Source organism: Plantactinospora sp. KLBMP9567 (assembly GCF_033446045.1).
In the GTDB taxonomy this organism is placed as follows: Bacteria; Actinomycetota; Actinomycetes; order Mycobacteriales; family Micromonosporaceae; genus Plantactinospora.
The window spans coordinates 101,020-125,296 of the sequence record NZ_JAWQRR010000033.1 but is presented as its reverse complement, the minus strand read 5'-3'; the positions used below and the strand labels follow the sequence as shown (position 1 = coordinate 125,296).

Annotated in this window: 25 protein-coding genes and 1 pseudogene; 13 read left to right on the top strand and 13 right to left on the bottom strand. The window is 68.0% G+C overall.

Annotated features, from left to right (window positions below; all coding sequences use genetic code 11):
- Positions 1–44 precede the first annotated feature (44 nt).
- The 3 genes from R6Y94_RS24780 to R6Y94_RS24770 all read left to right on the top strand — a co-directional run bounded on the left by R6Y94_RS24780 (position 45) and on the right by R6Y94_RS24770 (position 3,269).
- Positions 45–782 carry a helix-turn-helix transcriptional regulator gene (locus R6Y94_RS24780; RefSeq protein ID WP_318398243.1) on the top strand — a complete coding sequence of 246 codons (738 nt, stop codon included), beginning with the start codon at positions 45–47 and terminating at the stop codon, positions 780–782.
- A gap of 36 nt (positions 783–818) precedes the next feature.
- On the top strand, positions 819–1,472 hold the full coding sequence (locus tag R6Y94_RS24775; protein WP_318398242.1) for a response regulator transcription factor: 654 nt from the start codon (positions 819–821) through the stop codon (positions 1,470–1,472).
- 303 nt (positions 1,473–1,775) lie between these two features.
- Complete coding sequence (locus R6Y94_RS24770; protein ID WP_318398241.1) at positions 1,776–3,269, top strand: family 43 glycosylhydrolase; 1,494 nt, start codon at positions 1,776–1,778, stop codon at positions 3,267–3,269.
- On the opposite strand, the gene R6Y94_RS24765 is transcribed toward R6Y94_RS24770, so the two are convergent.
- Positions 3,256–3,690 (bottom strand): hypothetical protein, encoded by a 435-nt coding sequence (locus R6Y94_RS24765; protein ID WP_318398240.1) that lies wholly within the window; start codon positions 3,688–3,690, stop codon positions 3,256–3,258. The two genes, R6Y94_RS24770 and R6Y94_RS24765, sit on opposite strands and share 14 nt — an antisense overlap.
- Before the next feature lie 242 nt (positions 3,691–3,932).
- Positions 3,933–4,574, bottom strand: coding sequence for a GNAT family N-acetyltransferase (locus R6Y94_RS24760; RefSeq protein ID WP_318398239.1), 642 nt, complete (start codon positions 4,572–4,574; stop codon positions 3,933–3,935).
- A 385-nt stretch (positions 4,575–4,959) separates the two neighbouring features.
- Between R6Y94_RS24760 and R6Y94_RS24755 the strand changes: the two genes are divergently transcribed.
- The 4 genes from R6Y94_RS24755 to R6Y94_RS24740 all read left to right on the top strand — a co-directional run bounded on the left by R6Y94_RS24755 (position 4,960) and on the right by R6Y94_RS24740 (position 7,321).
- Positions 4,960–5,973, top strand: a complete 1,014-nt coding sequence (locus R6Y94_RS24755; RefSeq protein WP_318398238.1) for an RNA polymerase subunit sigma-70 — start codon at positions 4,960–4,962, stop codon at positions 5,971–5,973.
- A gap of 5 nt (positions 5,974–5,978) precedes the next feature.
- A complete protein-coding gene (locus R6Y94_RS24750) occupies positions 5,979–6,353 on the top strand; it encodes a hypothetical protein (protein WP_318398237.1) in 375 nt (124 codons plus the stop codon).
- A 5-nt stretch (positions 6,354–6,358) separates the two neighbouring features.
- Positions 6,359–6,805 (top strand): DUF6069 family protein, encoded by a 447-nt coding sequence (locus R6Y94_RS24745; RefSeq protein WP_318398316.1) that lies wholly within the window; start codon positions 6,359–6,361, stop codon positions 6,803–6,805.
- Positions 6,806–7,180: 375 nt separating this feature from the next.
- Positions 7,181–7,321 carry a hypothetical protein gene (locus R6Y94_RS24740; protein ID WP_318398236.1) on the top strand — a complete coding sequence of 47 codons (141 nt, stop codon included), beginning with the start codon at positions 7,181–7,183 and terminating at the stop codon, positions 7,319–7,321.
- A 324-nt stretch (positions 7,322–7,645) separates the two neighbouring features.
- Here R6Y94_RS24740 and R6Y94_RS24735 read toward each other — a convergent pair whose 3' ends face one another.
- The gene (locus tag R6Y94_RS24735) at positions 7,646–8,314 is read right to left on the bottom strand and encodes a response regulator transcription factor (protein WP_318398235.1); all 669 of its coding nucleotides are present in this window, start codon (positions 8,312–8,314) and stop codon (positions 7,646–7,648) included.
- Entirely contained in the window at positions 8,314–9,489 is a 1,176-nt protein-coding gene (locus R6Y94_RS24730; RefSeq protein WP_318398234.1) for a sensor histidine kinase, read from the bottom strand. Before R6Y94_RS24730 ends, R6Y94_RS24735 begins: the two co-directional genes overlap by 1 nt.
- A 132-nt stretch (positions 9,490–9,621) precedes the next feature.
- On the opposite strand from R6Y94_RS24730, the gene R6Y94_RS24725 reads away from it, so the two are divergent.
- Both R6Y94_RS24725 and R6Y94_RS24720 read left to right on the top strand, forming a co-directional pair.
- The gene (locus R6Y94_RS24725) at positions 9,622–10,356 is read left to right on the top strand and encodes an ABC transporter ATP-binding protein (protein ID WP_318398233.1); all 735 of its coding nucleotides are present in this window, start codon (positions 9,622–9,624) and stop codon (positions 10,354–10,356) included.
- Positions 10,356–11,729, top strand: coding sequence for an FtsX-like permease family protein (locus R6Y94_RS24720; protein ID WP_318398232.1), 1,374 nt, complete (start codon positions 10,356–10,358; stop codon positions 11,727–11,729). The genes R6Y94_RS24725 and R6Y94_RS24720 overlap by 1 nt, the downstream gene beginning before the upstream one ends.
- Positions 11,730–12,076: 347 nt before the next feature.
- Here the strand turns inward: R6Y94_RS24720 and R6Y94_RS24715 are convergent, their stop codons facing one another.
- Positions 12,077–12,445 carry a YciI family protein gene (locus R6Y94_RS24715; protein ID WP_318398231.1) on the bottom strand — a complete coding sequence of 123 codons (369 nt, stop codon included), beginning with the start codon at positions 12,443–12,445 and terminating at the stop codon, positions 12,077–12,079.
- A gap of 528 nt (positions 12,446–12,973) precedes the next feature.
- Entirely contained in the window at positions 12,974–13,561 is a 588-nt protein-coding gene (locus R6Y94_RS24710; protein WP_318398230.1) for a TetR/AcrR family transcriptional regulator, read from the bottom strand.
- Between the two features lie 117 nt (positions 13,562–13,678).
- Between R6Y94_RS24710 and R6Y94_RS24705 the strand changes: the two genes are divergently transcribed.
- Both R6Y94_RS24705 and R6Y94_RS24700 read left to right on the top strand, forming a co-directional pair.
- Complete coding sequence (locus R6Y94_RS24705) at positions 13,679–14,539, top strand: SDR family oxidoreductase (protein WP_318398229.1); 861 nt, start codon at positions 13,679–13,681, stop codon at positions 14,537–14,539.
- Between the two features lie 38 nt (positions 14,540–14,577).
- Complete coding sequence (locus R6Y94_RS24700) at positions 14,578–16,035, top strand: aldehyde dehydrogenase family protein (protein ID WP_318398228.1); 1,458 nt, start codon at positions 14,578–14,580, stop codon at positions 16,033–16,035.
- On the opposite strand, the gene R6Y94_RS24695 is transcribed toward R6Y94_RS24700, so the two are convergent.
- Positions 16,032–17,033 carry a HEAT repeat domain-containing protein gene (locus R6Y94_RS24695; RefSeq protein ID WP_318398227.1) on the bottom strand — a complete coding sequence of 334 codons (1,002 nt, stop codon included), beginning with the start codon at positions 17,031–17,033 and terminating at the stop codon, positions 16,032–16,034. The two genes, R6Y94_RS24700 and R6Y94_RS24695, sit on opposite strands and share 4 nt — an antisense overlap.
- A gap of 718 nt (positions 17,034–17,751) precedes the next feature.
- Complete coding sequence (locus tag R6Y94_RS24690) at positions 17,752–18,366, bottom strand: TetR/AcrR family transcriptional regulator (protein WP_318398226.1); 615 nt, start codon at positions 18,364–18,366, stop codon at positions 17,752–17,754.
- A gap of 98 nt (positions 18,367–18,464) precedes the next feature.
- Here R6Y94_RS24690 and R6Y94_RS24685 point away from each other — a divergent pair, with 98 nt between their 5' ends.
- Together R6Y94_RS24685 and R6Y94_RS24680 are read left to right on the top strand one after the other, a co-directional pair.
- Positions 18,465–18,842, top strand: coding sequence for a DUF4267 domain-containing protein (locus R6Y94_RS24685; protein WP_318398225.1), 378 nt, complete (start codon positions 18,465–18,467; stop codon positions 18,840–18,842).
- Between the two features lie 115 nt (positions 18,843–18,957).
- Positions 18,958–19,425: an SAM-dependent methyltransferase gene (locus R6Y94_RS24680; RefSeq protein ID WP_318398224.1), complete on the top strand. Its 468-nt coding sequence runs from the start codon at positions 18,958–18,960 to the stop codon at positions 19,423–19,425.
- Positions 19,426–19,762: 337 nt separating this feature from the next.
- On the opposite strand, the gene R6Y94_RS24675 is transcribed toward R6Y94_RS24680, so the two are convergent.
- From R6Y94_RS24675 to R6Y94_RS24660, 5 genes and pseudogenes are all read right to left on the bottom strand, one after another.
- The gene (locus R6Y94_RS24675; protein ID WP_318398223.1) at positions 19,763–20,221 is read right to left on the bottom strand and encodes a DUF4265 domain-containing protein; all 459 of its coding nucleotides are present in this window, start codon (positions 20,219–20,221) and stop codon (positions 19,763–19,765) included.
- A 57-nt stretch (positions 20,222–20,278) separates the two neighbouring features.
- The gene (locus R6Y94_RS24670) at positions 20,279–20,782 is read right to left on the bottom strand and encodes a hypothetical protein (protein WP_318398222.1); all 504 of its coding nucleotides are present in this window, start codon (positions 20,780–20,782) and stop codon (positions 20,279–20,281) included.
- Positions 20,783–21,101: 319 nt separating this feature from the next.
- Positions 21,102–22,508 (bottom strand): serpin family protein, encoded by a 1,407-nt coding sequence (locus tag R6Y94_RS24665; protein ID WP_318398221.1) that lies wholly within the window; start codon positions 22,506–22,508, stop codon positions 21,102–21,104.
- A 72-nt stretch (positions 22,509–22,580) separates the two neighbouring features.
- A pseudogene (locus R6Y94_RS45290) lies at positions 22,581–22,796 on the bottom strand (helix-turn-helix domain-containing protein); the annotation flags it as partial.
- 161 nt (positions 22,797–22,957) lie between these two features.
- A complete protein-coding gene (locus R6Y94_RS24660) occupies positions 22,958–23,395 on the bottom strand; it encodes a hypothetical protein (RefSeq protein WP_318398220.1) in 438 nt (145 codons plus the stop codon).
- Positions 23,396–24,277 lie beyond the last annotated feature (882 nt).

Here is a 24,277-nt window from a genome sequence, read left to right as displayed (position 1 = left end):
TTCCTCCCCCGAAGCAAGGTGGGGGTAGCTAAGGAGGTGACCAGATGACCGCGAACCCGCTGGCCGTCGTCCGCGACCGGCACCGATCGGTCCGACCCGCCCGCCCGTCGGGACCGAGCCGCCAGGACACCCAACCGCTGGTGCTGTCGACGCATGCCGGAATAGCTGCGACGCTGGCCGCGGCAGGCCACGACGTCCTGATCGCCAGCACGCGCAGCACGGTCCGCGACGATCCGCTCGGCATGCTCCGGCGTATCGACCACCGGAACCTGCGGCGCGGGGTACGGTACCGCGTACTGTTTCCGGACCACGCCCGTACCGTCCCGGCACTGGCGCTGCGGCTGGGCAGCCTCGCCTTGGCCGGGGCCGAGGTACGCACCGTACCCGACGTGCCGGCGGACGCGACGGTGGTCGACGAGGCGGTGGCCATGCTCCCCTCCGAGTCGCGGGACGGCCGTGCGGGCGGCGTCGCGGTGTTCCGCCTGCCCAGTGTGGTGAACACGGTCGTTGAACTCTTCGAACGGGTCTGGCCCTCGGCCGTGTCGCTGATGGCGTCCGACGTACCGGACGGCGCCGGGCTCACCGAGCGCGAGCGGGAACTGCTCACGCTGCTCTCGGTGGGCTGCACCGACGAGTCCGCGGCGGCCCGGCTCGGCATCTCGGTCCGTACCGTGCGCCGGACGATGTCCGCGATCATGCACCGGCTCGGCGCCCGCAGCCGATTCCAGGCGGGAATCAAGGCGGCCAACTCCGGTTGGCTCGTACGGCCGGAGGGCGGATAACGGCCACGGCGCGGCAGCGGGCTACCGTAGATGGTTGTGCGCGTACTGGTCACTGAGGACGACGCCATTCTCCGGATAGCCCTGGACGCGTCGTTGCGCGGTGCGGGGTTCGCCGTGGACACCGCGGTGGACCTGCCGCAGGCCGACGAGGCGTTGAGCGTCAACGGCTACGACTGCGCTGTCTTCGACCGGATGCTGCCGGCCGGGGACTCGCTCCGGTACGTGGCGGACCGCCGGCGTACCGGCTGGGCCGTGCCCGTCCTGTTCCTCACCGCCCGGGACGCGGTGAGCGACCGGGTCGACGGGCTGGCCTGGGGCGACGACTACCTGGTCAAACCGTTCGCGACCGCCGAGCTGGTCGCCCGGGTGGGCAGCCTGTGCCGGCGGGGCGACACCGGCCGGGCCCCGGTGCTGCGGCATGGGGACCTCGAGCTGGACGTCGGACGCCACGAGGCCCGGCGCGGCGACCGGGTACTCACCCTGACCGCCAAGGAGTTCATGGTGCTCGAGCGATTGCTGGCCGCGAACGGGGAACCGGTCCGCCGCACCGAACTGATCGCGATCGCCTGGGACGAGTTGGTCCCGCCCGCGTCGAACGTGCTCGATGTGCTGATCGCACAACTGCGTCGCAAGCTCGGCCCACCATCGGTGCTGCACACCATACGCGGAGTCGGCTACCTGCTGCGCTGAGCACACAGGCAGGTACGCGACGTTCATTCGTACCTGGCTGTGCACATCAATCCGTACGCCGACAGGAGCCGGCAGGGTGTGGTGCTGCGGTTGCCGTGCCGGCACCGGTAGCCGGCATGGTTGTCGACCCAGTGCGAGTCCATCAACCGTCCGCACAGCCGGCACCAGATCAGCCCCACCAGCAGATAGTGACTGCCATCGAAATTCAGCAGGCCAGCGTCGTTAGCCTTGCGGCCACATTAGGCTTTCTGTAACGCGATCTGACACTTGACGCCATGAAGCAACACCGGCAAGCATTGTTGAATGCCGATGCCTGGAGGCACCCTCGGTAGGGCCGTTGCCGTCGCGGGGGTGCTCGCCGCCACCGTGGTGGCCGCTCCGGCGTCGACCGCGCTGCCGGAGTACACCACCGCCGAGGCGGGCAACCCGATCGTGGCCGGGTGGTACGCCGATCCCGACGTGGCGGTCTACGACAACCGCTTCTACGTGTTCCCGACCGCCTCGCGCCCGTACGCGGAACAGACCTATCTCGACGCCTTCTCCTCGACCGACCTGATCACCTGGACCAAGCACCCGAACGTCCTCACCACCGCGAACGTGAGCTGGGCGCGGTACGCCGTCTGGGCGCCCGCCCCGATCGCCCGCAACGGCAAGTACTACCTGTACTTCGCGGCCAACGACATCCAGAGCAACAGCGAGCTCGGTGGAATCGGGGTGGCGGTGGCCAACCGGCCCGAGGGGCCCTACACCGACGCGATCGGGCGGCCGTTGATCGCGCAGTTCGTCAACGGCGCCCAGCCGATCGACCAGGACGTCTTCATCGACGACGACGGGCAGGCGTACATCTACTACGGCGGCTGGGGGCACGCCAACGTCGCCAGGCTGAACGCCGACATGACGAGCCTGGGCACGTTCGCCGATGGCACGACGTACAAGGAGATCACTCCGAGCGGGTACGTCGAGGGCTCCCAGATGTTCAAGCGGAACGGCAAGTACTACCTGATGTGGTCGGAGGGCGGCTGGACCGGGCCCGACTACTCGGTGGCGTACGCGATGGCCGGTTCACCCACCGGCCCCTTCACCCGCCTCGACAAGGTCCTGGCGCAGGACTCCGCGGTGGCGCGCGGCGCCGGGCACAATTCGGTGCTGAACATCCCGGGCACCGACACCTGGTACATCTTCTACCACCGCCGGCCGCTGTCGGAGACTGACGGCAACGCGCGGCAGGTCGCGTACGACCGGATGAACTTCAACGCCGACGGCACGATCCAGCGGGTGAAGATGCTCGTGGAGGACAACTTCGCCGACGGCAACGCGCTCGGCTGGAAGACGTACGGCGGGGCTTGGTCGGTCAGCGGCGGCCAGTACCGGACGACCGCCTCCTACGGCGGCAAGTCACTGCTCGACGACAACCACGTGAACGCGACGTACGACCTCGACGTCACGGTCGCGTCAGGCATCGGCGACGCCGGGCTGGTGTTCCGGGCCGCCAACGTGGGGACCGGAACCGACGCCTACCGCGGCTACTACGCCGGCATCACCCCGGCCGGGCGGGTGATCCTCGGCCGGGCCAACAACAACTGGATGCTGCTCGGCTCGGCGCCGCTGCCGGTCGCCGCCGGCCAGCAATACCACCTGCGCGTGGTCGCCGACGGCTCGTCGATCAAGGTGTACGTCGGCGACCTGACCACTGCCAAGATCTCGGTCACCGACGCCACCTACACGTCCGGCAAGTCGGGCGTTCGCGTCTACAACGCGGCCGCCGCCTTCGACAACGTCGCCATCACCAACCAGTAGGCGCGGCAGAAGCAGATACCGGCAAGTAGAGTACGCAGCACGTCGCGATCTGTAGCGGCACGTACGCGGGTGGCCGAATTTCGGCCACGGATTCGTCCCACGCTCGGGCCAGGACCGATCGGTATTGGTCGTCGCGGTACTTCTCGTTGGGGGCGTCGCGGTACTTCTCGTTGGGGGCGTCGCGGTACTTCGCGTTGGGGGCGTCGCGGTACTTCGCGTTGGGGGCGTCGCGGTACTTCTCGTTGGGGGCAAGGGACACATCGCGCGCCAGTCGCAGCTCACCGCGACTCCGCAGAGCGGCGTCCGGATCCTCGGGCGTGTCGTACGCGTACGGCTCGTAGTCGAGGTTCTGCTGGCGTTGGTGGTTCGTCGGCAACAACCCGAACGGGCCGATCAGCTTTCTTGTGATCAGCCGGTGCACCGCCGGATGCGTACCCCGGATGGGCTGGGTGTACCGACGGTGTGGCTGCCGTGCCGGGGCGGCGGGTGCGAGGACAACATCCAGCAGCTCGCGGACGACTGGAACGACTACCCTCAGCGACTCCAGCTCCCGGAACGAGGTAGAGCCGCTGGGTCCCCGGACTGACCGGTCGTCCAGCCGGACTCTGCCTTCACCATCTGGTCACATGATCCCTACGGGTGCCTTCGGGCGACCCCGGCCAGTCACGGCTGCCAGACCATCGTCTGCTGGTGGAGTTGCCTGCCGCCCTGCCTGGCACCGGGGACCAATGGAGTCGGACCATGTCTGGCGAAGCCGACCCGTTCGAAGAACCGTACCGCACGCGTGTTCTCGGCCAAGGTCTGCAGATAGCACCCGGGTGAGTCGGTCTGGACGAGTCGATCGAACCATCGCTTCATCAGGCCATCGGCGGCGCCGGTTCCCCGGGCCAGGGGCGTCACGTTGATGTGCAGATGGGCCGGCCAACGGGCATCGTCGAAGCCCCTCGCGGTGGGCTTTCGCCGGACCGCGGCCGACGCCAGGTCGACCATGCCACGAGCGAGGAAGGCTGCGGGCTTGGGTCGGAATACCAGCCGATACTTCGCGATCGCCCTCTCCATCCGCTCTTTCTCGCTGGGAAAGGTCGAGCTGTCCAGGCATCCCGCCAAGTAGCCGACGACGTGGCCGCCCGTCACGGCGACAAACAACGAGTCCGGTTCCTGGCTCATGTACGGCTCCAGGTACATGGCCGCCTCCGACTCTTCGTGCCCCCACAACAAGGAAGACGGAGAGCCCTCGCCCGCCCGGCCGAACAGCTCACGCAGCGCGGCGCGGTCAGTCTCCGCGAAGCTACGGATCTCGATCATCCTGGACCACTCCCCGACGCCCTCCCCCGGCTGATCCGACCAGTCTGCCACGTCCATGACCAGGGGTTTCCAAAGACGATCTTGCGGGAGCGAGCAGGAGGTCCCGAAGACGATCTTGCGGGATCTGCCGCTGCCCCCGGATCCACTCGTGACGGGGCACCGGTGTCCGGCGCACGTCGTGAACCAGGCGACGCCGACGCGCGCCAGGCGGTCGCGCACCCGCGCCCACTCCGGCGGACCCGCGCCCTCCTCGCCGTACCGCGCGTCGTGCTCCGCCATCGGATCCGTCACTGGACCAACCCTGCCGACCGCCCCGAGTGATGAGTTGTCGCGCCCGCACCCGTCACACCTACGACGGGACACGACGAGGCGGAAGGATGACGCGATGAGTGCGGACACACGGCTGGAGGAGCTGGGCGTGAGCGGTCTGGGTGGGAGCGGGCTGGGCGAGGTCGACGAGTCGGCGTTCTCGGGGCTGGCGGAGCGGCACCGGCGGGAGCTGCACGTGCACTGCTACCGGATGCTCGGGTCGTTCGAGGACGCCGAGGACACCGTGCAGGAGACGTTCCTCCGTGCCTGGCGGCGGCGGGAGACCTTCGAGGGGCGGTCGACGTTCCGGGCCTGGCTGTACCGGATCGCCACCAACGCCTGCCTGGACCTGCTCGCCAAGTGCCGCCCGGCGCCTGCGACCGGCGGCGAGGTGCTGTGGCTGCAGCCCTACCCGGACCGGCTGCTCGACGAGCTGCCCGCGGGCGACGCGGACGAGCCGGAGACCGTCGCCGTCGCGCGGGAGACGATCGAGCTGGCGTACCTGGTCGCAGTCCAGCACCTCGCGCCGCGCCCGCGGGCCGTGCTGATCCTGCGGGACGTGCTCGGCTGGCCGGCGAAGGACGTCGCGGGGCTCCTCGGGGACTCCGTCAACTCCGTGAACAGCGCGCTGCAGCGGGCCCGCGCCGGCATGCGGGAGCACCTGCCCGCCGAGCGGCAGGACTGGACCGGCGCCGAGGAGGACGCCGGGACGCGCGAGCTGGTACGCCGCTATACCGACGCCAGCGTGGCCACGGACATCGACAGGCTCGCCGCACTGCTGCGGGCCGACGTCCGCTGCTCGATGCCGCCCACGCCGGGCCTGTACGTCGGCCGCGACACGGTGGTGAACGACTGGGTCGAGAGCGGCTTCGAGGGCCTGAAGGGGCTGCGCGCCGTCCTCACCTCCGTGAACCGGCAGCCCGCCGTCGCCTTCTACCTCTGGCGGAAGCGGGAGAGCGCGTACCTGCCGCTGACGATCGACGTCCTCCGCGTCACCGGCGGGGCGATCACCGAGATCGTCACGTTCCACGACGACCAGTTCCCGCGGCTCGGGCTGCCGGAGCGCCTGCCGGCGGACGGCACCGAGTAGTCCCGGTGTGGACGCTCGCGCTGCACGGTGGCGCGCGTGTCGCGGTGGTCGCTGCCGATCATGTGCAGCGGCCCGCCGGCCCGGTCGGGATCGGCATCCGGTCGGTCGGCCTGACCGCACCGTCCATCCGCGCGGAGTGGTGCGACGCGTTCGGCGCCGTCACCCGCGGGCAGGTGCCGCTGGAGCTGCGCGCCGGTGAGCCCGGGCCGGTCCTCGGGCGCGACGCCGGGTTCTGGCTCCGCGGCGCCGGCGTCCGCGTCCTGCGGAACCCCGACCGTCGCACGGCGAGGGTGCGCATCGTCGCGCCCAGGGCCAGGACCGTCACCTGCCAGTCGACACACCCCGTACGCCAGTTACCCAATGATGGAGGAACGACGTGAACAGCATGAATGACAGCGGGGGCGTCGCAGGCCCGGCATCGGGCCAGACCAGCCACGCCCACCGACTCCGCGGGCTCGCCGTCACCGGCTTCATCGCCACGCTCGCAGCGATGGTGGCCACCACCCTCGCTGCTGCCCTTGCCCAGGCCGTTGGCGTCGACTTCGAGGTCCCCGATGGTGGCGAGACGATCCCGTTGTCCGGGTTCGCCGTCGTGACCGGCTTCTTCTCGGTCGTGGGCATCGTCATTGCCATCGCCCTTCTTCGTTGGAGCGCTCGCCCCGCCGAGCGATTCGTGTGGACGGCAGTGTCGCTGACCGCGATCTCGTTGGCCCCGCCCTTCCTTTCCGGGGCAAACACCGCCACCACCGCCGCCCTCCTCGGGCTACACCTCGTCCCTGCGGCGGTGATGATCCCCACCCTGACCCGGAGCCTCCGCACCCGGACCGATTGACGCGCTGACTGCCGGGATGCTCGAGCGGAACTACCACCGCTGGTTCACCAACCACGAAAAAGACCGCTCGCCACAGCGCTGCGGCTATCCCGCCCAGCCGAACACGTAGTGACGACGATCGTCAACGGCGACTGCCACGTCTGTACGATCAGCTGCTCATTTAGCCGCCGAGCGGGCGCCAGGACTGCCAATTCTCACCTATCGTCGTGGGTATCCCCGGCGTATACCAAGCCCCGGCGCACCCGTCTGGCGGTTGGAGGGGACCAGGGCACGTGAGTTCCATGCGGGAGTCCGTTGCCGCGGGTCGCGCGATTCGGTGATGCCTGAGCCCGGCGCGTCAGCGTGAACGACGGTGTTGGAAGGGGTGACCCAGCGATGGACGTCCTCGACCAGGTGCTCGTGCAGACCACCGCCGATCCGCGGGTTCGCGGCGTGGTCCCGACCGGTTCGCGTGCCCGCGGCGTAGCCACCGCAGGTGTGGGTTATCGGCGATCTTGTCGTTCGCCGGGCGGCTGACCTGGGACTTGCCGGGGTCTCTCAGCGGTTTGTCGGTCCGTCCTTCTCATCCATCTGTCGTCTTCTTGATGACCAGCGGTGGTGGGCCTGCGCCGGGTCACCGGGCTGGGGCGTCGGCGGGTACGGACTGGGCGATGGCCGTCGTCCGTTAGCCGCGGCGCATCCCGAAGCGCTGCGCCTTTACGGGTAACGCCGCCGCCCACCCCGGCGCCGGGACGGCGCGGGATGACCGGTGCGTCACGGGCAGTCGCATTCATCCTTCACCGTGAACAACTTGTATCCAAGGTGAGCCTGCTTTCGCGCATCTCGATGTCGGCATCTACTTCAGCTCTGCGAGTTGCGGAAGGAGAGCCAGGTCAGGGTGGCGAGAACACGGCGGTTCCCGTCGGCAGGGGTGATGCTCAGCTTGTCAAAAACGTTACGGATGTTTTTCTCGATGGCACCCATCGACAAGTGGAGATCTTCACTGATCTGCTGATTGGTGCGTCCGCGCGCCACCAGGGTGAGGACATCCCTCTCGCGCGGTGTGAGCTGGTCGAGCGGGCGGCGGTTACGCATGACCAGATCGTCGATGACCTTGGGATCGACGACGACCCCGCCGGCAGCCACGGTGTGAATGGCTCGGTCGAGTTCGGTGAGGTGGCCGATGCGGTCCTTGAGGAGGTATCCCACGCCACCGGGCTGTGTCTCTGCTCGCGTGAGGAGGCGGGAGGCATATTCCCCGCCGAGGTACTGGGACAGGACGAGGATCGCCACTGTGGGGTGGCGCTCTCGTATCGCCAGTGCTGCCAGCAGGCCTTCGTCGGTGTGGGTCGGTGGCATGCGGACGTCGGTGATGATGACTTCAGGAGGGTCGGTTTCCAAGGCGTCCACGACGCTGCGGAGTTGTTCGGCGTCCTTGGCGGCGTGGACGATCTCATGGCCGAGGGCGCCAAGCAGCGTAGTCAGACCGTCGCGCATCAGGGCAGCGTCTTCGGCGATGACGATGCGCATCAGTCGGGTTCCGTTCCGGGGTGGGGAATGGTGACTCGGACCGATGTGGGCCCTCCTGCGGGACTGGTGATGGTCAGGCCGCCACCCAGGGAGCGTGCTCGCATCCGCATTCCGGTGACACCGGTGCCGCGATCGGCGTCGATGCCACCAGCACCATCGTCGTGAATAGTGAGAACGATTTGATTCATGACTCCACGGGCGGTGATGGTCACTGCTGAGCAGCCGGAGTGGCGCAGGGCGTTGGTGACCGCTTCCTTGGCGATGAGGAGCAGCACAGGTTCAACCTCCGCGGTCAGCGGGGGAATGTCGACGTCCGCTGTACCGGAGACGGGCAGCTTGTCCACCAATCGCGTCAGGGCCGTAGTCAGTGAGGCTGGGGCGTCCGGACGCAGCCCGCTCGCGACCGAGCGCACGTCATCCAACGCTCGCTCGTTCTCATTGCGTGCGGCTTCGAGGTGCTTGACGAGCTGCGACCTTGTGGTCGGTTCGCCGACCTGTTGCAGGGTGAGCTCGATCATGCTCAGGTGCATGGCGGTCGCCGCCAGGTGCAGTTGCGCCCCGTCGTGGAGCGTTCGTTCCAGTCGGGCCCGTTCGCCTGCGGCGGCCTCGTCCATGACTACCTGCCGGCGCGCCATCTCCTCGATGTGTGCCTGGAGAACCTCCTCCCGGGTCCACAGCGTCCTGGTCGCGATGGCGCTGGTAACGCGTGCGACGACCGCGGCGAACCAGCTCGTCGCTGCCAGGGCCAGGAACCCAGCCGTGACCGCGAGTACGGCGGCCAACGGGCCGGTCGGGCCTGATGCCCCGCCGATGACCGGTTGGTCGGCGAGTGCTCTGAGGGGCGCCTGCACGACCACGCCTCCGGCCGCGACCAGGATCGTCCAGGCCACGGTGCCGATGGCTGCCACCGGGATGCTGGTCAGAGCGTGCGCCATGACGCGCCATGAGTCGTTGGTCGGCCGTGATGCTGGAGGCGGCGCCACCAGCCCTGCCCGCCGCAGCGGAACTTCCAGATTGGCAGCAGCATGTGCCCACAACGGGAACAGTGGAAGCGCGATCACTGCGAGGACCGCCAGCCACCCGAGGGCAGTCTGGGCGGTCAGGTACGCCAGGTGGCCCGGAACCTCGCGCGGGGACACCGCCACTGCATGCAGCCCCGGCGCGCCTTCACTCATAGGACACCAGGATAGGTGAGCACACTTGACACTTCCGAGAAGGCTGCCCGCCGCTCAGCGGTGGGGTTTTCCTTACCACAGACGGGAGGCCAAGGGGCTGGGGCCAAGTCCTGAGGCTGCTGGGATGGAGACATGCCACCTGCTGCTTCCACCCACCACCTGTCCAAGTCCTTCAGACCACCTGGCGGAGGGGAACCGACCGTTGTTCTCCACGATCTCACTCTGGACGTTCCCAGTGGCGGGATGACCGCAATTGTTGGCCCCAGCGGGTCCGGAAAATCCACCCTCCTGTTCTGCCTGAGCGGCTTGGAGAAGCCCTCCGCCGGTGAAGTCACACTTCTCGGGAAGCCGCTGAGCAGAATGCCAAGAACACAACTGGCCCGACTTTTCCGCGACGAGGTCGGCTTTGTATTCCAGTCCTACAACCTGGTGCCATATCTGAGCGCCGAGGACAACGTCCTACTCCCGGCTACCCTTGCCGGCCGCCGGAAAGACCGCGGGCTCGTCAAGCGGACCCTCTCCGGCTTCGGTCTCGACGGCAAAGCGCGGCAAGTGGTGTCGACGATGTCCAGCGGCGAGCAGCAACGAGTCGCTCTGGCACGTGCGATCACCGCGCGCCCGCGCATCATCTTCGCCGACGAACCGACCGGGGCACTGGACAGCGCCACGTCGTCGTTGGTGCTCGACACTCTGCGCAGTCTCGCGGACGAGAACCACGCCGTGGTGATGGTGACCCATGATCTGGACGCTGCCTGCCGCGCCGATCGCGTCGCCGTGGTGCGTGACGGGCGACTCGTCGCCCAGGTGCAGGCCACGACGCCCACCGAGCTGCTCACTTTGATGCGCTCCACCGGTGAGGCGGCGTGATGGCCGCGCTCCTCTCCCAGACTTTCCGCGCGCGGTGGCGGGCGTGGCTGCCTGCGCTGGGCGTCGTCGTCCTCGTCTCCACCCTGGTCGGCGTGAGTGTCCTGCACTTCTGGACAACGACGACACCGCAGATGGCCGACGCCGTCGAGCAGGCTGGCACCACCCTTGCCGAAGTCCGCATCGCCGCTCAGACGATTTACGTCCTGACCGCCCTCTTCGGCGCGATCGCTCTCAACGTCGTGGGAGCTGCCACCGTACAAGCCGAACGCACCCTGATGGCCCAATGGCGCCTGGCCGGTGCCGTCCCCCGACAGACCGCAGGGATGGCCGTCGGACTCGTCGGCCTCACCGCGCTGGCAGGCTCAATCCCCGGGGCCATCCTCGCAGCCCTCATCGGCCCGCCCATGGTCAGTCTGCTGAACACCATGGCCGGGCCCGACATCGCCTCCGTACCCGTGACCATGCATCTCGCCCCCGCCGCCGTGACCATTCTGCTTACCATTGGCACCTGCCTCCTCGGCGCGGTTTCACCTGCCCGGCGCGCTGGCCGCGTGCCTGCCATTGAGGCACTCGTGGCGACATCCCCTCGGCCGGTCCGCCTCACCGCGTGGCGATGGGTACTCACGGTGATCGGCGCCATCACGACGGGGGTAATCGCGGTCGCCGCGCTGACTGTTCCCGCGACCTCCAACGGGATGGTGACGATCGCTCTCTATCTCGGCTTGTGCCTCATCTTGACGTTCCATGTTGCCGCACCCGGCCTCGTCCCGGCGATCATTCGCGGCTTCGGCCGACTGCTCGCCGTTGTCGACTCGCCGGCCCTCCAGATCGCTCGGCGCTCCGCTGTGGCACGCTCTCAGATCAGCAGCGCTACGGTCGCTCCGTTGGCCGCGGGGCTCGGCTGTGTCGGCATCCTCGTGGGCACGCTGAACACCTTCCTGGCCCGAATGCGCACATTCGGCGTCACGGAGGTCAACGTGGCCGACACCTGGATCATCGTCACCGTCGCCGCCGTGATGCTCACCGGGTGCAGTGTGGCGGTTGTCGCCCTCACCTCACGCAACCGGGAACGGGAGTTCGCCCTCCTCCGGGTAGCCGGTGCCACACCGACAATGCTGGGCCGCGTCGTGCTCCTGGAGGCAATGCTCTACGTGGCCACCGCGCTCATCCTTGCAGCAGTCGCCACACTTGCCACCGCCATGACCCTCGCTTGGCTCGGCTACCAAGCTGGCCTCCCCTTCACGGCCCAGTTCCCGGGCGTCGCCCTGGCGGCGTTCGGCGCTGCCGCCTACATCGCGATAGCCATAGCCACTGCGCTTCCTGCCAAGAAGGCCATCGGAGCAAACCTTCGTTCATCTCTCAGCCCCGAATGACAGAACGTTGGAGGTATTCGTTCGTATCGGTTCCTCGGCGACTTCCTCGACTTACTGATCGGCACCGTAGCATCACTGAACCTTTTTCAACCTGGACCGCGCGGCGCTCACGCACCGCGTCCGGCCTTGCGGTCCGCTGGACCGCCGGGGGAGGTTGAAAGGTTCAGTGGTTGCGGGGATCCGACCAGGCCCGGGGATTGGGCTTCGCCCCGCGCCCGATCCCCGGGCCACCGTCACGGCGTCCTAGTCCAGGTCGATGCGCAGACCCGCCTCGTCAACCGCGGCCACGCAAGTCTTGCTCTGACGTGGCGAGTCTTCCTCGATCCGACATCGTCGGACCGTCATCATCAACTATCAGCCCGGCGAAGCATCGCGTCTGTTTCGGGATCGGGCATGAGTTCCCGAACCTCTTGCGCGCAGCGGCAAGCGCCGGCAATCTTGGCAGCCCACGACAGCGCCTCCTCGCGTGAGGCCACGTCGACGACCACGAACCCGCCAATGACCTCCTTGGTCTCCGGGTAAGGGCCGTCGGTGACCATCCCGTCCGTGGCCACGACGCTCGCCCTCTGGCGTTCTAGTCCAGCGCCGAACACAAACACGCGGGCGTTCACGGCCTCCTGGACCACCGCGTGCGAGGCCTTGCCCACGTCGGGCCAATCCTCGTCGGGGATGTGGTCCATCGCGCCGTCATTGAACGAGATCAAGTACCGCGTCATCCCATGACTCCCTTGTCCCGGCGGCCTCGTCCAGCCGCCTCTCGCCTGCACTACGAACGACTCACCCCGGATCCGACGCTATGCCACAGAAATTCTCACGGGATCTCCGCCGCTCGGCGCCCGCGTCAGGTCGCTCGTGTTCGTGGGGATCATCGCCGCCGCCACTGGCCACGAATAGTCCCACACTCACCTGCCGCCGACCGTGCGCGCTGTGGCCTCGGCGCACCGGTCACCCCGCGTAGAGCCCGGCCCCGGCACGGTTCTCTTGCCGGCATGTCGAGATGCGGATACCTGATGGAGCGGGCTCGGTCGGCCTCGCGCTTCTCGTCCGCGCGCATCTCGGCGTCGTCGTCGCCGATGTTGAATCCGGTCCGACTGCGCGGCCTTTTCAGCCGCACGCGTACCACCAACGAACTGTCGCGGACGCTCCGGTTGGTCGTCGGAGGGAACTCGGCGATGGCGAGCCGCTGACGTCCGGGCGGATCTCACCACTTTTCCGGCCGTAGCCGTCGAGTCCGTTGGCGCCGGTCATGCGTGCCGGCTCGTGCCGGCGATCATGTGGACGAGGGTGTCGGTGAGGTCTTCGGCGGAGACGCCACCCCATTTGGGATCGGTGAGCTGGCCGCTGGCCTCCAGGCCGGCGATCCCGTTCGCGCTGCTGATGAGTAGGGCTGCGTATCGGCGGGCGTCCTGCTCGCCGACCAGGTCGGCGACGACGGCGAGGAACTCGGTCTGGCTGCGCTGGGCGGCACGGGCGAGTGCCGTGGGGTCGCCGGATGGGTTGCTGAACATGAGCTTGTAGAGGTGTGGCTGAGAGCGGCCGATGTCGATGAGCGCGATGAGGCCGCCGCGCAGTTTGTCGGCGGGCGACAGGCCCGGATCCGCGCGCAGGGCTTGCATGCGGTCTGCGAGCGTGTCCCAGGCCTGGGTCCCGACGGCGATCAGCAGGCTTTCCTTGTCCGGAAAGTGCCGGTAGGGCGCTCCCCGAGTCACTCCGGCGCGTGCTCCCACCGCGCGCAACGTCACGGCGTCGAGGCCACCGGAATCGAGCAGGTCAGCGGCCGCATCGAGCAGGGCGCGGCGCGTGGCGGCGGCTGATTCGGCGCGGCTGGTCATGCGGACGATCCTAGCGCCCTTGTGATGACTAAGTCACTTGATCCAGTTGACAATGTCATCCCACCATCGCACACTGGAAAGATGACAACGTCATCTGAAACTCAAGGACTCGTGGTCGTGACCGGAGCGTCAACCGGCATGGGCGCGGCCACCGCGCGGGAACTGGCCCGCCGCGGCTTCCACGTCCTCGCCGGGGTGCGGCGCGACATCGACGGTGAGCCCCTGCGCGCCGCAGGCGTCGAGCCGGTGATCCTCGACATCACCAACCCCGACCACATCGCCGCGCTCGCCGCACGCGTCGAGCGGGACCCGTGGCCGCTGCGGGCGCTGGTCAACAACGCCGGCATCTCCGGCGCCGGCCCGGTCGAAGTGACGCCGCTCAGCGAATGGCGGCGCATCTTCGAGGTGAACTTCTTCGGCCACGTCGCCGTCACCCAGGTCCTGCTTCCCGCGCTGGTACGCAGCAAGGGCCGCGTCGTCAACATCACCTCGATGCTCGGCAAGCTCGCCATGGCCGGCTACGGACCGTACGCCAGCAGCAAGTTCGCGATGGAGGCAATGAGTGACGCGCTGCGCAACGAGCTGGCCCCGCACGGTGTGCAGGTGGTGGTGGTCGAGCCGGGCGGCGTCAAGACCGAGATGGCCGGCCACGGAACTGCCGGCTTGAGCGAGGTCGGTGCCCGGATGACGCCGGAGCAGAACGGGCGCTACGGCGACCTGATGCAGGCGCTGCCCTCCCACATCGCCGCGTTCACCAAGGCCGGTGTGACCGCAGGCGTCGCAGCTAAGACGATCGCCAAGGCGGTGACCGATCGCAGGCCCGGCACCCGGTACACCATCGGCGCCACGGCCACCTTCCTCATCGGTGTCTCCCGCTTCCTGCCCGACCGGATGCTCGACCGGATGACGACCTCCGACCTGCGCAAGCACTACCCGGCCGAGACCCGCGGCCGCACGACCGCGACACGTACCGCCTGATCGACACCCGCCGTCTGAGACGAATCGAGAGGACAACAATGTCGACCACCAACACCGCCCGCAATCTCATCAACGGCGAGTGGAGCGACACCGGCTCGGTCCACGAGTCGATCGACCCTTCCACCGGTGAGGTCGTCGGCGCCTACGTTTCCGCGGGCCGCGCCGAGGCACAGGCCGCGATCGCTGCCGCTCGCTCCACCTTCGACACCACCGGCTGGTCGTGCAACCCGTCCCTGCGATCGCGGGCACTGAACGAACTGGCCGACCGGCTTGCCGAACGAGTCCCCGCCATCGCCCGGATGCTGGCTCAGGAGAACGGCAAGCTTCTGGCCCAGACGACCTGGGAGCTACTGACCTCGGTCGAATGGCTGCGTTACAGCGCCGCCTCCGCACTCGTCCAGATCGCCGGCCGCGCCGCCGAACCCACGCCGGGCTCCTACTACCACTCGGCCCCCGAGGCGGCAGGCGTCGCCGGCATCATCGCCCCGTGGAACTCCCCGGTGGTCCTGCTTGTCCGCGCTCTGGGCCCGGCCATCGGAGCCGGCTGTACCACCGTGGTCAAGATGCCCGGCCAGACCGCGCTGACCAACGCGTTGTGCGCCGACGCCGTCGCCGCCACAACGTCGCTTCCCGCCGGTGTCGTCAACATTCTCACCGAGACCGGCAACGAGGTGGCTCCGATGCTGGTCGCCTCGCCCGACATCGACGTGATCAGCTACACCGGCAGCACGCACGTCGGGCGCGCCATCGCGGCCGCGGCCGCCCCCACGCTCAAGCGGCTCGGACTCGAGCTGGGCGGCAAGACCCCGCTGATCGTCTTCGACGACGCCGACCTGGACATCGTGGTCCCCACGCTCGTGATGAGCAGCGTCCTGATGAACGGCGAGTTCTGCTGCACCGGCTCCCGCGTCCTCGCCCAGCGCGGCATTGCCGACGAACTACGCACCCGGCTCGCGGCAGCACTGGAAGGGGTCAAGGTCGGCCCCGCACTCGACCCCACCAGTCAGATGGGCCCGCTGATCGACAAGGCCAGCGTCGCCAGGGTCGACCGCATCGTCGAGGAGGCCGCCGAATACGCCAAGGTGATCGTCCGGGGTGGCCCGGTCAACGACCCCGACCTGGCCGGTGGCGCATTCTTCCGGCCCGCCCTGATCGAAGTCGACCAGGTCGACGTCCCCATCGTCCAGCAGGAAGTGTTCGGCCCGGTCCAGACCTTCGAAATTTTCGACGACGAGACCGACGCGATCCAGCGAGCCAACGCCACCGAATTCGGCTTGGCCGCCTCCGTGTTCACCCTCGACGACTTGCGGGCGCGCCGCGTCGCACGCGGCCTGCGCTTCGGTGGCATCTGGTTCAACACCTGGGGCACAATGTCCGAACACTTCGAGCAGGGCGGCATGAAGCAGAGCGGCTACGGCACGCTGTGCGGGCCGTCCGCCATGAGCGAGTTCCAGCACCTCAAGACCTACGGCAGCATGGCCCCACAGCCGGCCTAAGAACCGGGCCCAGCGCGATCCCCGGGGCTGACGCTGGGCCCGCCACCGCCGAACACAGCACGCCGGTCCTGGACGGGCGGTGCCTCATTCAGGAACGCGACCAGCCACGCTACGAGCCCGCCGGGTTCCGCGATGCGATCGGGCCACGGAACATCCTGCATCCAACCCGCTAGATCCGGCCCGACTACCTCGCCGAACAGGTCCAGCATTCGATCCGGCACCGGCTGCGTGGTCGCGCACAGCCAGCTCAGCGCGGCGGCGAATCGCACGTCGGGCGTGTTGGCCGCGTCGGTCCACAGCTCACCGGTCCACATCACCACGTCCGGGTCGCCGTGCTCCACCGCCAACTGCGCGAGAGCCAACACCAGACTGATACGTACGGCTTGGGACGTCTCGGCCGCGAGCCGCGCCCGCAGTGCGGCTGGTACCTCAGGTGGTGGCCACAGTGCTCCAGCGAGCGCGTACGCCGTGTTCGCCCGCACCAGCGGATCAGGGTCGTCCAGCAGTCGGATCAACAGCGCCGCGTCGGCCGTGACCGCCTCCCGCGCCGCCTGTTGAGTCCATACGACCGGGCGCCCGGATCCGTCGATCATCAGATCGTCCGGATCATCGGCCACCTGGAACAGATCCGTCCGAAGGTCGGTCCCGAAGTGGTTGCGGTGGCCGGCCTCGGCCGCCAACCTCAGCACCCGACCGCGACCGTGCGCCCCAGGGGTGGCAGCGATACGCAGCAGAAAAGGTACCGCTAACGCCAGCGCGGTGTCGCTGTTGCCCTGATGCCGCACCTTGTTCCAGAGGTTGACCAGACCATGACGGGCGGCATCGGGTTCCGGGGCGTACAACACCTGCAGCATCGCCGGCACGTCGTCGGCCGGCCCGTACGCATGGCTGAACCTGGCCCAGGGCACACGATCCAACGTCAGCTCGCCGGCAGCACGGAGCTCCGCCATGACCCGCCGGACGTCCTGCTCTCCACCCGGCTCACTGATCTCGATCACGCCGCGATGATGACACGTTGCGAACGACAATTCCGGCTCTCGTGACCTGCCTGTCGATCACGGTCCAGACGCAGGTGCGCGGATCTGCCGCAATCCGCGCCAGCGGTGGTTGAGCGGCATGGCGACTGAGGTACGCACCGGCCTTGACCATTGAGCCTTTTCCAACCTGACCTTGCAGCTCAGGGTGGGTCCGGCGAGCCCGGATATCGATGAGGGCGAGGCTCCGAGGGGCGCTGGAAGCTGTTCACGTAGGGATGAGGCCCGGCCGTCATCGGCCGGGCCTCATCCCGTGGTCGTGCTATCCGTAGTTGTACATGCCGGCGTAGGGGTCGGGCTCGCCGGTCCACGGGTCCACCCCGGACCGCAGCCGGCGCATGTACTCCGTCCGGGTCAGGAAGGTGGCCCTCCTTTTTCAGCCTCCCCTTGCGATCCGTCGGACCGCAGGGTCGGACGCGGTGCGTGCGCGCCGCGCGGTTCAGGTTGAAAGGTTCAATGTCGAGCGTGTACCAAATGCGTCCGTCGTCGAACTCCATCCACATCCGGTTATCCCGGCAGACTGTTCGCCGTGCCCAGGTGGTGGGTCGCTGCCCGCTGGGCAGGAGAAGTGGTGTGGTCGTGGTGGTTTCGAGCGGGCCATCCGCTTCGAGTCGCGATCCGAGCACTACGGATCTTGACCGCTGGCGTGCCGGCGGCCGTCCGGACGTGCCGATGAATGCGCTCAGTGGTTCTGCTCAGATCCATGGGGCATGGTCGGTCTTATCGGGGTGTCCGCGATCCGGGTGATGAGGAAGTCAATTCGTTCCTCCTGTCCGGCGGGAGGGATGCGGCCGCTGTCCGACAGAACGGCGATACCGTGCAGGGCGCTCCAGATGACTTCGGCGAACAGTTCGCGTCGCTTGTTGTCCGGCCGGAAGCAGTTGACGAACTCGTCGAAGCAGGCTCGCAGCGGAACCGGCGTCTCCGCGCTCGCGAACTTCAGGTCGGTGGGCAGGATGAACATGGCCTGGTAGAGGGCAGGTCGCTCGGTCGCGAACCCCAGGTAGGCGCCGCAGACGGCTCGCAGGGCCTGTCCAGGTTCGGAAGCTGCCTGCCGCGCGCGGCGCAGATGCGCAGCAAGTTCGCCGAATCCGTCCAGGGCGACGGCGCTCACGATGGCGTCCTTGCCGTTGAAATGGCTGTACAGCACCGGCTGGCTGTACTCGACCCGTTCAGCTAGCCGTCGTGTCGTCACGGCCTCCCAGCCTTCGGCCTCCGCGAGTTCACGTGCGGCGGTAATGATCATCTGATGGCGGTGGGCGCGTTCACGCTCGCGGCGCTCACTGATGATGGACATGACCAGATCCTAGCAACGCTAGACATGCTTTCGTTGGTAGTCTACCGTCGCTACAGGTTCTAGCGCCGCTAGACTGCTTCGCCGCAGAGAGGAAACCCATGCTCGTCAACGTCGCCGAAGTGCTCGCCGGACTGATCGGCGTAGGCATCATCTTGATCGGCGCGCGCGCCTTTTGGGCGCCGCGGGCCGCAGCCGGCTTCGGTATCCCCGGCACGCCGACCAGAGATCGCACCTTCCAGGCCTGGCTGACCGTCAAGGCCGTGCGTGACATAGCCTCGGGGCTCTTCATCTTCATCCTGCTGGCCGGAGCGACACCCCACCTACTCGGCTGGTTCATGCTGGCCGCCGCGGGCATCCCGGTCGGCGACGCACTGATCGTGTTGCGCAGCAACGGGCCCAAGGCAGCCGCATACGGCATCCACGGGGTCACCGCCGTGGTGATGCTGGCGATCAGCGTGCTCCTGTTCGTCGGATAACCGTTTGCCACACCGCAGTACCGCCGATCCTCCGGATGCGGTCTCCCCGGCTCGTCAAGGTGAGGTCGAGGACGGCACTGATGGCCCCGACACCCGTACGGACGTGGAAGGAATCATGCTCAGCTTCGAGATCACCCCGATAGGTACCGTCCGGAACGACAGGACGGACGTTCAGGACACGGACAACTGGGGTGCCGTCCGCAGCACGATCACCATCGACGAGCGCTTCGGCGAGGCATGCCTCCAGGGCCTGGAGGGCTTCTCCCACGTGGAGGTCCTCTTCGTTTTCGACCAGTTCCCGGAACACGGCGATTACCGCGAGCCCCGCCCCTACCGCGGCCGTCCCGACCTTCCGCCCGTCGGCGTGTTCGCCGGCCGCGGCCCCCGCAGACCGAACCGCATCGGGGTGACGTGCTGCGCCATCGAGTCCGTCCACGGGCGCGAACTGACGGTGGTGGGGCTCGACGCGATATCGGGCACCCCGGTCATCGACCTGAAACCAGCGATGGCAGAGTTCTTACCGGAGAACGTCAAGCAGCCGGAGTGGGTCAGCCGCCTGATGTCGGAGTACTTCCAGCCGTAAGGCGAGGTCTAGGCGGTCGACCTGACTCCCAACCGACGCATCGATCTCTCGCATTCACAAACGCATCAGCCCACGAGAGTCAGCGGCTTTCCGAAGAGAATCCCGAGGCGGCCGAGCGACCATGATCCGACGTACTCTCATGGCCGAGCGGACGCGGTGACAGGTCGCCAACAAGTCACACAGAGTGACGGCTCCGCCTGGCGTGTGGCGCACGGTCATGCCGATGTGCGCGCATCCAGCCTGGCGGGTGATCGGGCTCGACGGTTCGCTGGCGACGCGGGCCGCTTGAGCTGTCTTATTTGAGGTAGTCGAATGCAGCAGAAGCCGACCAAACTGGTTATGCGTCGCGCCAAGCGTCGGTGACGCAACCCTCCTCGAACTGCCACCAGCCCTGCGCCTGCCCCGACACCAGCAACTGCTTGATCGCGGCCAGGTCATCGTCCGCCGGCACGTTCATCGCCACCAGCGGGAACGCCTCGCTGAACGCCTCGCCGCCAAGACCGAACCTACCGAAACACTCGTGAACCGCCTGGGCACTACGTCCCAACGGACCATCAGGCACCGGCAACACACGGATCGTGCAGTTGCCCGACGCCTCGACCCGCTCCACCACCCATCGCCTACCGCCGTCGTCGGTCACGAAGCGCACGACGTCACCCTCCGCGACACCGTCCTGCAGGAACGGCACGTTCACCACCCGCACCGTGTCCGCACCCACCGGCTCTGCCCACAATCCCTCGGTGTCATACGGCAGCCACCCCTCCCGCGGCACGAACCGAAACCAGACCTTGACCAAACCCTCCTCGACCGGTGCCGGCCTGTCGGGCGCTACCGTCGTCACGCCGCGCTCACCTCACAGGTAGTCGAAATATCGGATGAACCACGTCGGCGGGTACGACGGATAGGCATCGCGCAACGCATCGTTGGTTCCGTCGTACTCCGAGGACAGCACGTCCTCCAGCAGCGGCACATAGTTCAACGCTGCCAGCACCTCCAGCACCGCCCCGCGATCGGTCTCAGCGATCAGGCACAGAGTCTCGGCATCGTCGTAAATGCCCGGTCCCTCCGCGCCCAGCAACGCCAAGCCACCGAAGTTGCTCACACGAACGAAGATCGCCACGCCGTTCGCCGTCACCGGCGCCGGTACCACCAACTGCCCCAGGTAGCTCGCGTCCTGAACCTGGCGACCCGCCTCGGCCTCGCAGGTGCACCCGAACCGCTGTTCCACCCCGGCCACCAGCGACTGGAAACGCCGCTGCTCAGCCGCGTAATCGAACAGGGCCGGGTACTCGAGGCGTGTGGGGTCGTCCAGCCGTCGCAGCAACGCCGCGACCTCGGCTCGGTCGGGCAAGGTCACCAGGCCATCGTGCCAGCCGACAGTTGTCCTTGGTCGCCGGCTTCCCCGTCCGGCACCCTGACCTCCGCACGAGCGGGCGCCACTCGATTGGGTGAAGTGCAGGCTCATGCCGCCGACCGTACGCGCCGCCACCAGCCGGAGCCGTCACGCTCCGTGGCCAACCTCCGACATCGGTCGCCGACGTCCGGAACTTGCCGATGAGCGTGATGCCTGTAGGGACTCACCAACCGATCTGCCGCGATCCGCTCGTTACGCAAGGTTGCGAGCCTTTCCGACTGACAGTGCGGATCAACCGAAGATCTCGACCGACCCGGTCCGGTCAGGCTGGGCCGGTGACCAGCGGGTCGTGGACCCTGCCGAGGAACAGCGGTACGCCAGTGAGCTGGTCGTGGATGACGTACAGGAATGGCCGGTTGACGAAGAACTGCGGCCCTTGCGGGATCGACGGCGGCCGGATGATGACGGCCGACGCGGCTGCGGCCTCGGTACCCTTCTCGTCCACCGCGATGAACGTCTCGTGCACCACGTCGTCGATGCACAGGGCTGGTTCGGTGCTCATGGCGGCGAAGTCGGCCTGCGACGTGAACGCCGTGGGCATGCCGAGGCTGCCCAGCACGGCACCCAGCTCGGCCGGCAGGCGGAACGTCCACCGGGGCAGGCGCAGTTGGACGTCGACGAACCGGAACCCGGTCAACAACGCGCCCAGCCACGTCACATCGAGATTCGCCTCAACCGCAGTGAGATCGCCCCGGGTCGGCATGACGATGGCCATGGCCAGCCCGCCGCCCGCGTAAGGCACGTCGACCGCGCGCCACCCGTCCCCCTCCAGGTAGCCCATCCTGTCGAACGGTCCGCGCATGATCGGGACGTCGACGACGCTGCCGTCATCCCGGGTGAACGGCTCCACCGCCGTGGCCGTCGGGGTGAACGGGTACTTCCAGGCCGCCATGAGGTAGGTCGTGTTGGTGAGGATCAGGCTGGTGTCGGGGCTCACGGCGTCGGACCGCAACAGCTCCGGGATCTTCGCGTTGGTCCGGTCGGACACCCAGGTGTTGATCTCCTGTCGGGCCACCTCCGGCGCGCCCCGGAAGTCGACCGGGTGCGGCGCCGCACCGTAGTAGCCGGCCAGGGTGTCCCGGAACCCGGGTCGCAGGCCCAGATCGAACCGTGTCCACAGGGCGTTGGCCGTGGTCAGCCGGGACTGCCTGGTTCCATCGCCGTCCTGGTACCGGCCGGCGAGCATCTGATCGACTGTGTTGAACCCGCTGTCGAGCGCGCCGGGTCGCGGATACGGCGCGTGGAGCACGGCATCCATCTCGTCCGCCGTGGTCGAGCCGGCGCCCGCCCTGGTCATCGCGAGCGCGAGCCCGACCGAGTACGGCGCGCACACCACGTTGCCGCCTGCACGGGTCGACGCCAGGGTGCGGTAGAGGTCGGCCGTGAAGCCGCGTACCGCAGTCGCGGCAGCCTCCGTCGCAGCCGGGTCGGGGGGTACGCGTACCGGATCCGTCGATGTGGACGACCTGCCGAGCAAACGGGGATGGCCTGGGGCGGCGGTAAGGGCAGCGGCCGCAAGCGGTACCGCCCGCAGGACCGATCGGCGCGAGACCATGCAGCGACGGTAGAACAGTCCTACAGGGACGCGCCAGGTACAGCTCCTAAATTCATAGAAGTTCGGCAATGTTTGCCAGTTGTGCGGGGAAGCAGCTCGCGATGAGCTGGACATCGGCTCATATCCTGCACCAACCGTCACCGTGGGTGATAACGGGCGATGCGTGTTCCGGATCATGCAACGGCGATGGGCGGCGTCCCACTCACCGTCCGGCCAGCCCTGGTTCGGCTCACGACCTAGCGGCCCAGGGTCTGTCCCGGCCCGCTGGACCAGCGGCTCGCAGCCACCCAGCCCGGCCGCGAGCACCGCGGCCACGTGTCCGTCGCCACGGTGCTCGCGCAGCGCCGAGCCGCCCGAGACAAATTGCGGCAACTTGTCTGGTCGGCGGATTTGAAGCCGCACATTGGACTGTCACGGACGTCGACCCGTCACGCCGGGAATCTCCAGGATCCGGAGAACGAAAACCCCTCCGGCCGCCCGACCCTACCTAACGTCATCCGACAAACAACGAGAGCCGACATTGGACGGCGACGCACCGCGGCGACCACCGTTAACGCCAATCGTCAGGAGCGTGGCGGCGTAATCGCGAGGGTCTGGCACGTGTCGTTGATCGGGAAGATGTCGCCGGGCTGGAAGAATTGCACGAAGCCCGAGCCTTGACCGGGATTTGAGCACTCGAGCCAGCCCCAGTAGCCGCCGGCCACGAGACTCTGTACGTAAAGTTGGCCCAGGTCCCAGGTACCGACTGTGCCGCCGTAGCAGATCACGGCACCGGGCGCGAGGACGAGCCGGATCTGCCTGGGGGTCTGGCTGGTGTTGCACGGCCGGGCATCGATCAGCGGGACCACGGGTGGGTTCCCAACCTGCGACGAGACGACGTACGCCTCTTTCGCTGATGCGGATGCCGTGGTCACTGATGCCTGCGCCGGCAGCCCGGTCGCTATCGAGCCGATGATGACTGCGGTTGCCGCCAGGCCGGCGAAGATTCGTTTCTTGGCCACGGGATCCTCCTGAGCGCGTCGTGCCTTCGTTCTCCACGAAGGCTGTCCCCAGCTCAGCAGACGGCGCATTCAGTTCGACTTCAACGGTCGACGACCGTGCACTGACGCCGTATGGCGACGGGTGCAGATTGGTTCTGCCCACTGGCCCCTGGCCAACGCCGTCGACGAGCTGGGCGTCGTACGGCGAATGGTCGGGACTACCTGGGCGCGAACGACCTGCTGCGCCAAGCCCTGGAGCTGCATCGCGCCCTGAGTCGGTGGCGCCCGCAACTGGCGGGCCTGGCTGGCCAGCCGGCTGATCATGCTCTGCTACCCGCCGTTCCGGGCGCTGCACCGGGCTCACCCGACCTACACCGCCGCCCCGCCCCCGGAAGAATCCGATGGCGGCGGAGCCGTCGCCCCGACCAGGCTGAGACATCCACAGGCCCTGGCCCGAAGAACGCAGCGGTTGGCCACACTGTCGTCGCGGCGCGCCCTGCCTGCGGCAGATTGGCCCACTCGGCCCCGCTCCGCCACCGAGCCCGGCCACTGGCCCTGCTGCCCGGCATCGGCGGCGGCTCGCCCTCCAGCGCGTCCGCCGATCGTCCCCCGCCCCCCTTGCGTTCCAGAACATCCTGGAGACAGCGATGACGGACCTCCACCCGGACCTGCCGATCCCGCCGTGCGGGCTGACGGCGACGGCGCTGCGGTTCGCCCAGCGGATCGAGTCCGCACCGATCCTCAACCACAGCCTGCGCAGCTACCTCTACGGCGGCCGGGGAACTCGTCCGCCAACGCACCGCAGCCGCCTGGCCGACCTGGGAACAGCTCACCCAATCTCCCGGCTGGCACGACTACGACGGGTACGAGGTCTGACGGCACCCGGCGCACCACCAATCGACC

Bases quoted from the DNA above. Each gene is read 5' to 3' on its own strand.
- R6Y94_RS24725 (WP_318398233.1), top strand. From the start codon at position 9,622: ATGCCACCTGCTGCTTCCACCCACCACCTGTCCAAGTCCTTCAGACCA.
- R6Y94_RS24710 (WP_318398230.1), bottom strand. From the start codon at position 13,561: ATGACCAGCCGCGCCGAATCAGCCGCCGCCACGCGCCGCGCCCTGCTC.
- R6Y94_RS24735 (WP_318398235.1), bottom strand. From the start codon at position 8,314: ATGCGCATCGTCATCGCCGAAGACGCTGCCCTGATGCGCGACGGTCTG.
- R6Y94_RS24780 (WP_318398243.1), top strand. From the start codon at position 45: ATGACCGCGAACCCGCTGGCCGTCGTCCGCGACCGGCACCGATCGGTC.
- R6Y94_RS24680 (WP_318398224.1), top strand. From the start codon at position 18,958: ATGCTCAGCTTCGAGATCACCCCGATAGGTACCGTCCGGAACGACAGG.
- R6Y94_RS24745 (WP_318398316.1), top strand. From the start codon at position 6,359: ATGAATGACAGCGGGGGCGTCGCAGGCCCGGCATCGGGCCAGACCAGC.
- R6Y94_RS24700 (WP_318398228.1), top strand. From the start codon at position 14,578: ATGTCGACCACCAACACCGCCCGCAATCTCATCAACGGCGAGTGGAGC.
- R6Y94_RS24755 (WP_318398238.1), top strand. From the start codon at position 4,960: ATGAGTGCGGACACACGGCTGGAGGAGCTGGGCGTGAGCGGTCTGGGT.
- R6Y94_RS24730 (WP_318398234.1), bottom strand. From the start codon at position 9,489: ATGAGTGAAGGCGCGCCGGGGCTGCATGCAGTGGCGGTGTCCCCGCGC.
- R6Y94_RS24760 (WP_318398239.1), bottom strand. From the start codon at position 4,574: ATGATCGAGATCCGTAGCTTCGCGGAGACTGACCGCGCCGCGCTGCGT.
- R6Y94_RS24665 (WP_318398221.1), bottom strand. From the start codon at position 22,508: ATGTCCAGCTCATCGCGAGCTGCTTCCCCGCACAACTGGCAAACATTG.
- R6Y94_RS24720 (WP_318398232.1), top strand. From the start codon at position 10,356: ATGGCCGCGCTCCTCTCCCAGACTTTCCGCGCGCGGTGGCGGGCGTGG.
- R6Y94_RS24770 (WP_318398241.1), top strand. From the start codon at position 1,776: ATGCCGATGCCTGGAGGCACCCTCGGTAGGGCCGTTGCCGTCGCGGGG.
- R6Y94_RS24740 (WP_318398236.1), top strand. From the start codon at position 7,181: ATGGACGTCCTCGACCAGGTGCTCGTGCAGACCACCGCCGATCCGCGG.
- R6Y94_RS24685 (WP_318398225.1), top strand. From the start codon at position 18,465: ATGCTCGTCAACGTCGCCGAAGTGCTCGCCGGACTGATCGGCGTAGGC.
- R6Y94_RS24715 (WP_318398231.1), bottom strand. From the start codon at position 12,445: ATGACGCGGTACTTGATCTCGTTCAATGACGGCGCGATGGACCACATC.
- R6Y94_RS24690 (WP_318398226.1), bottom strand. From the start codon at position 18,366: ATGTCCATCATCAGTGAGCGCCGCGAGCGTGAACGCGCCCACCGCCAT.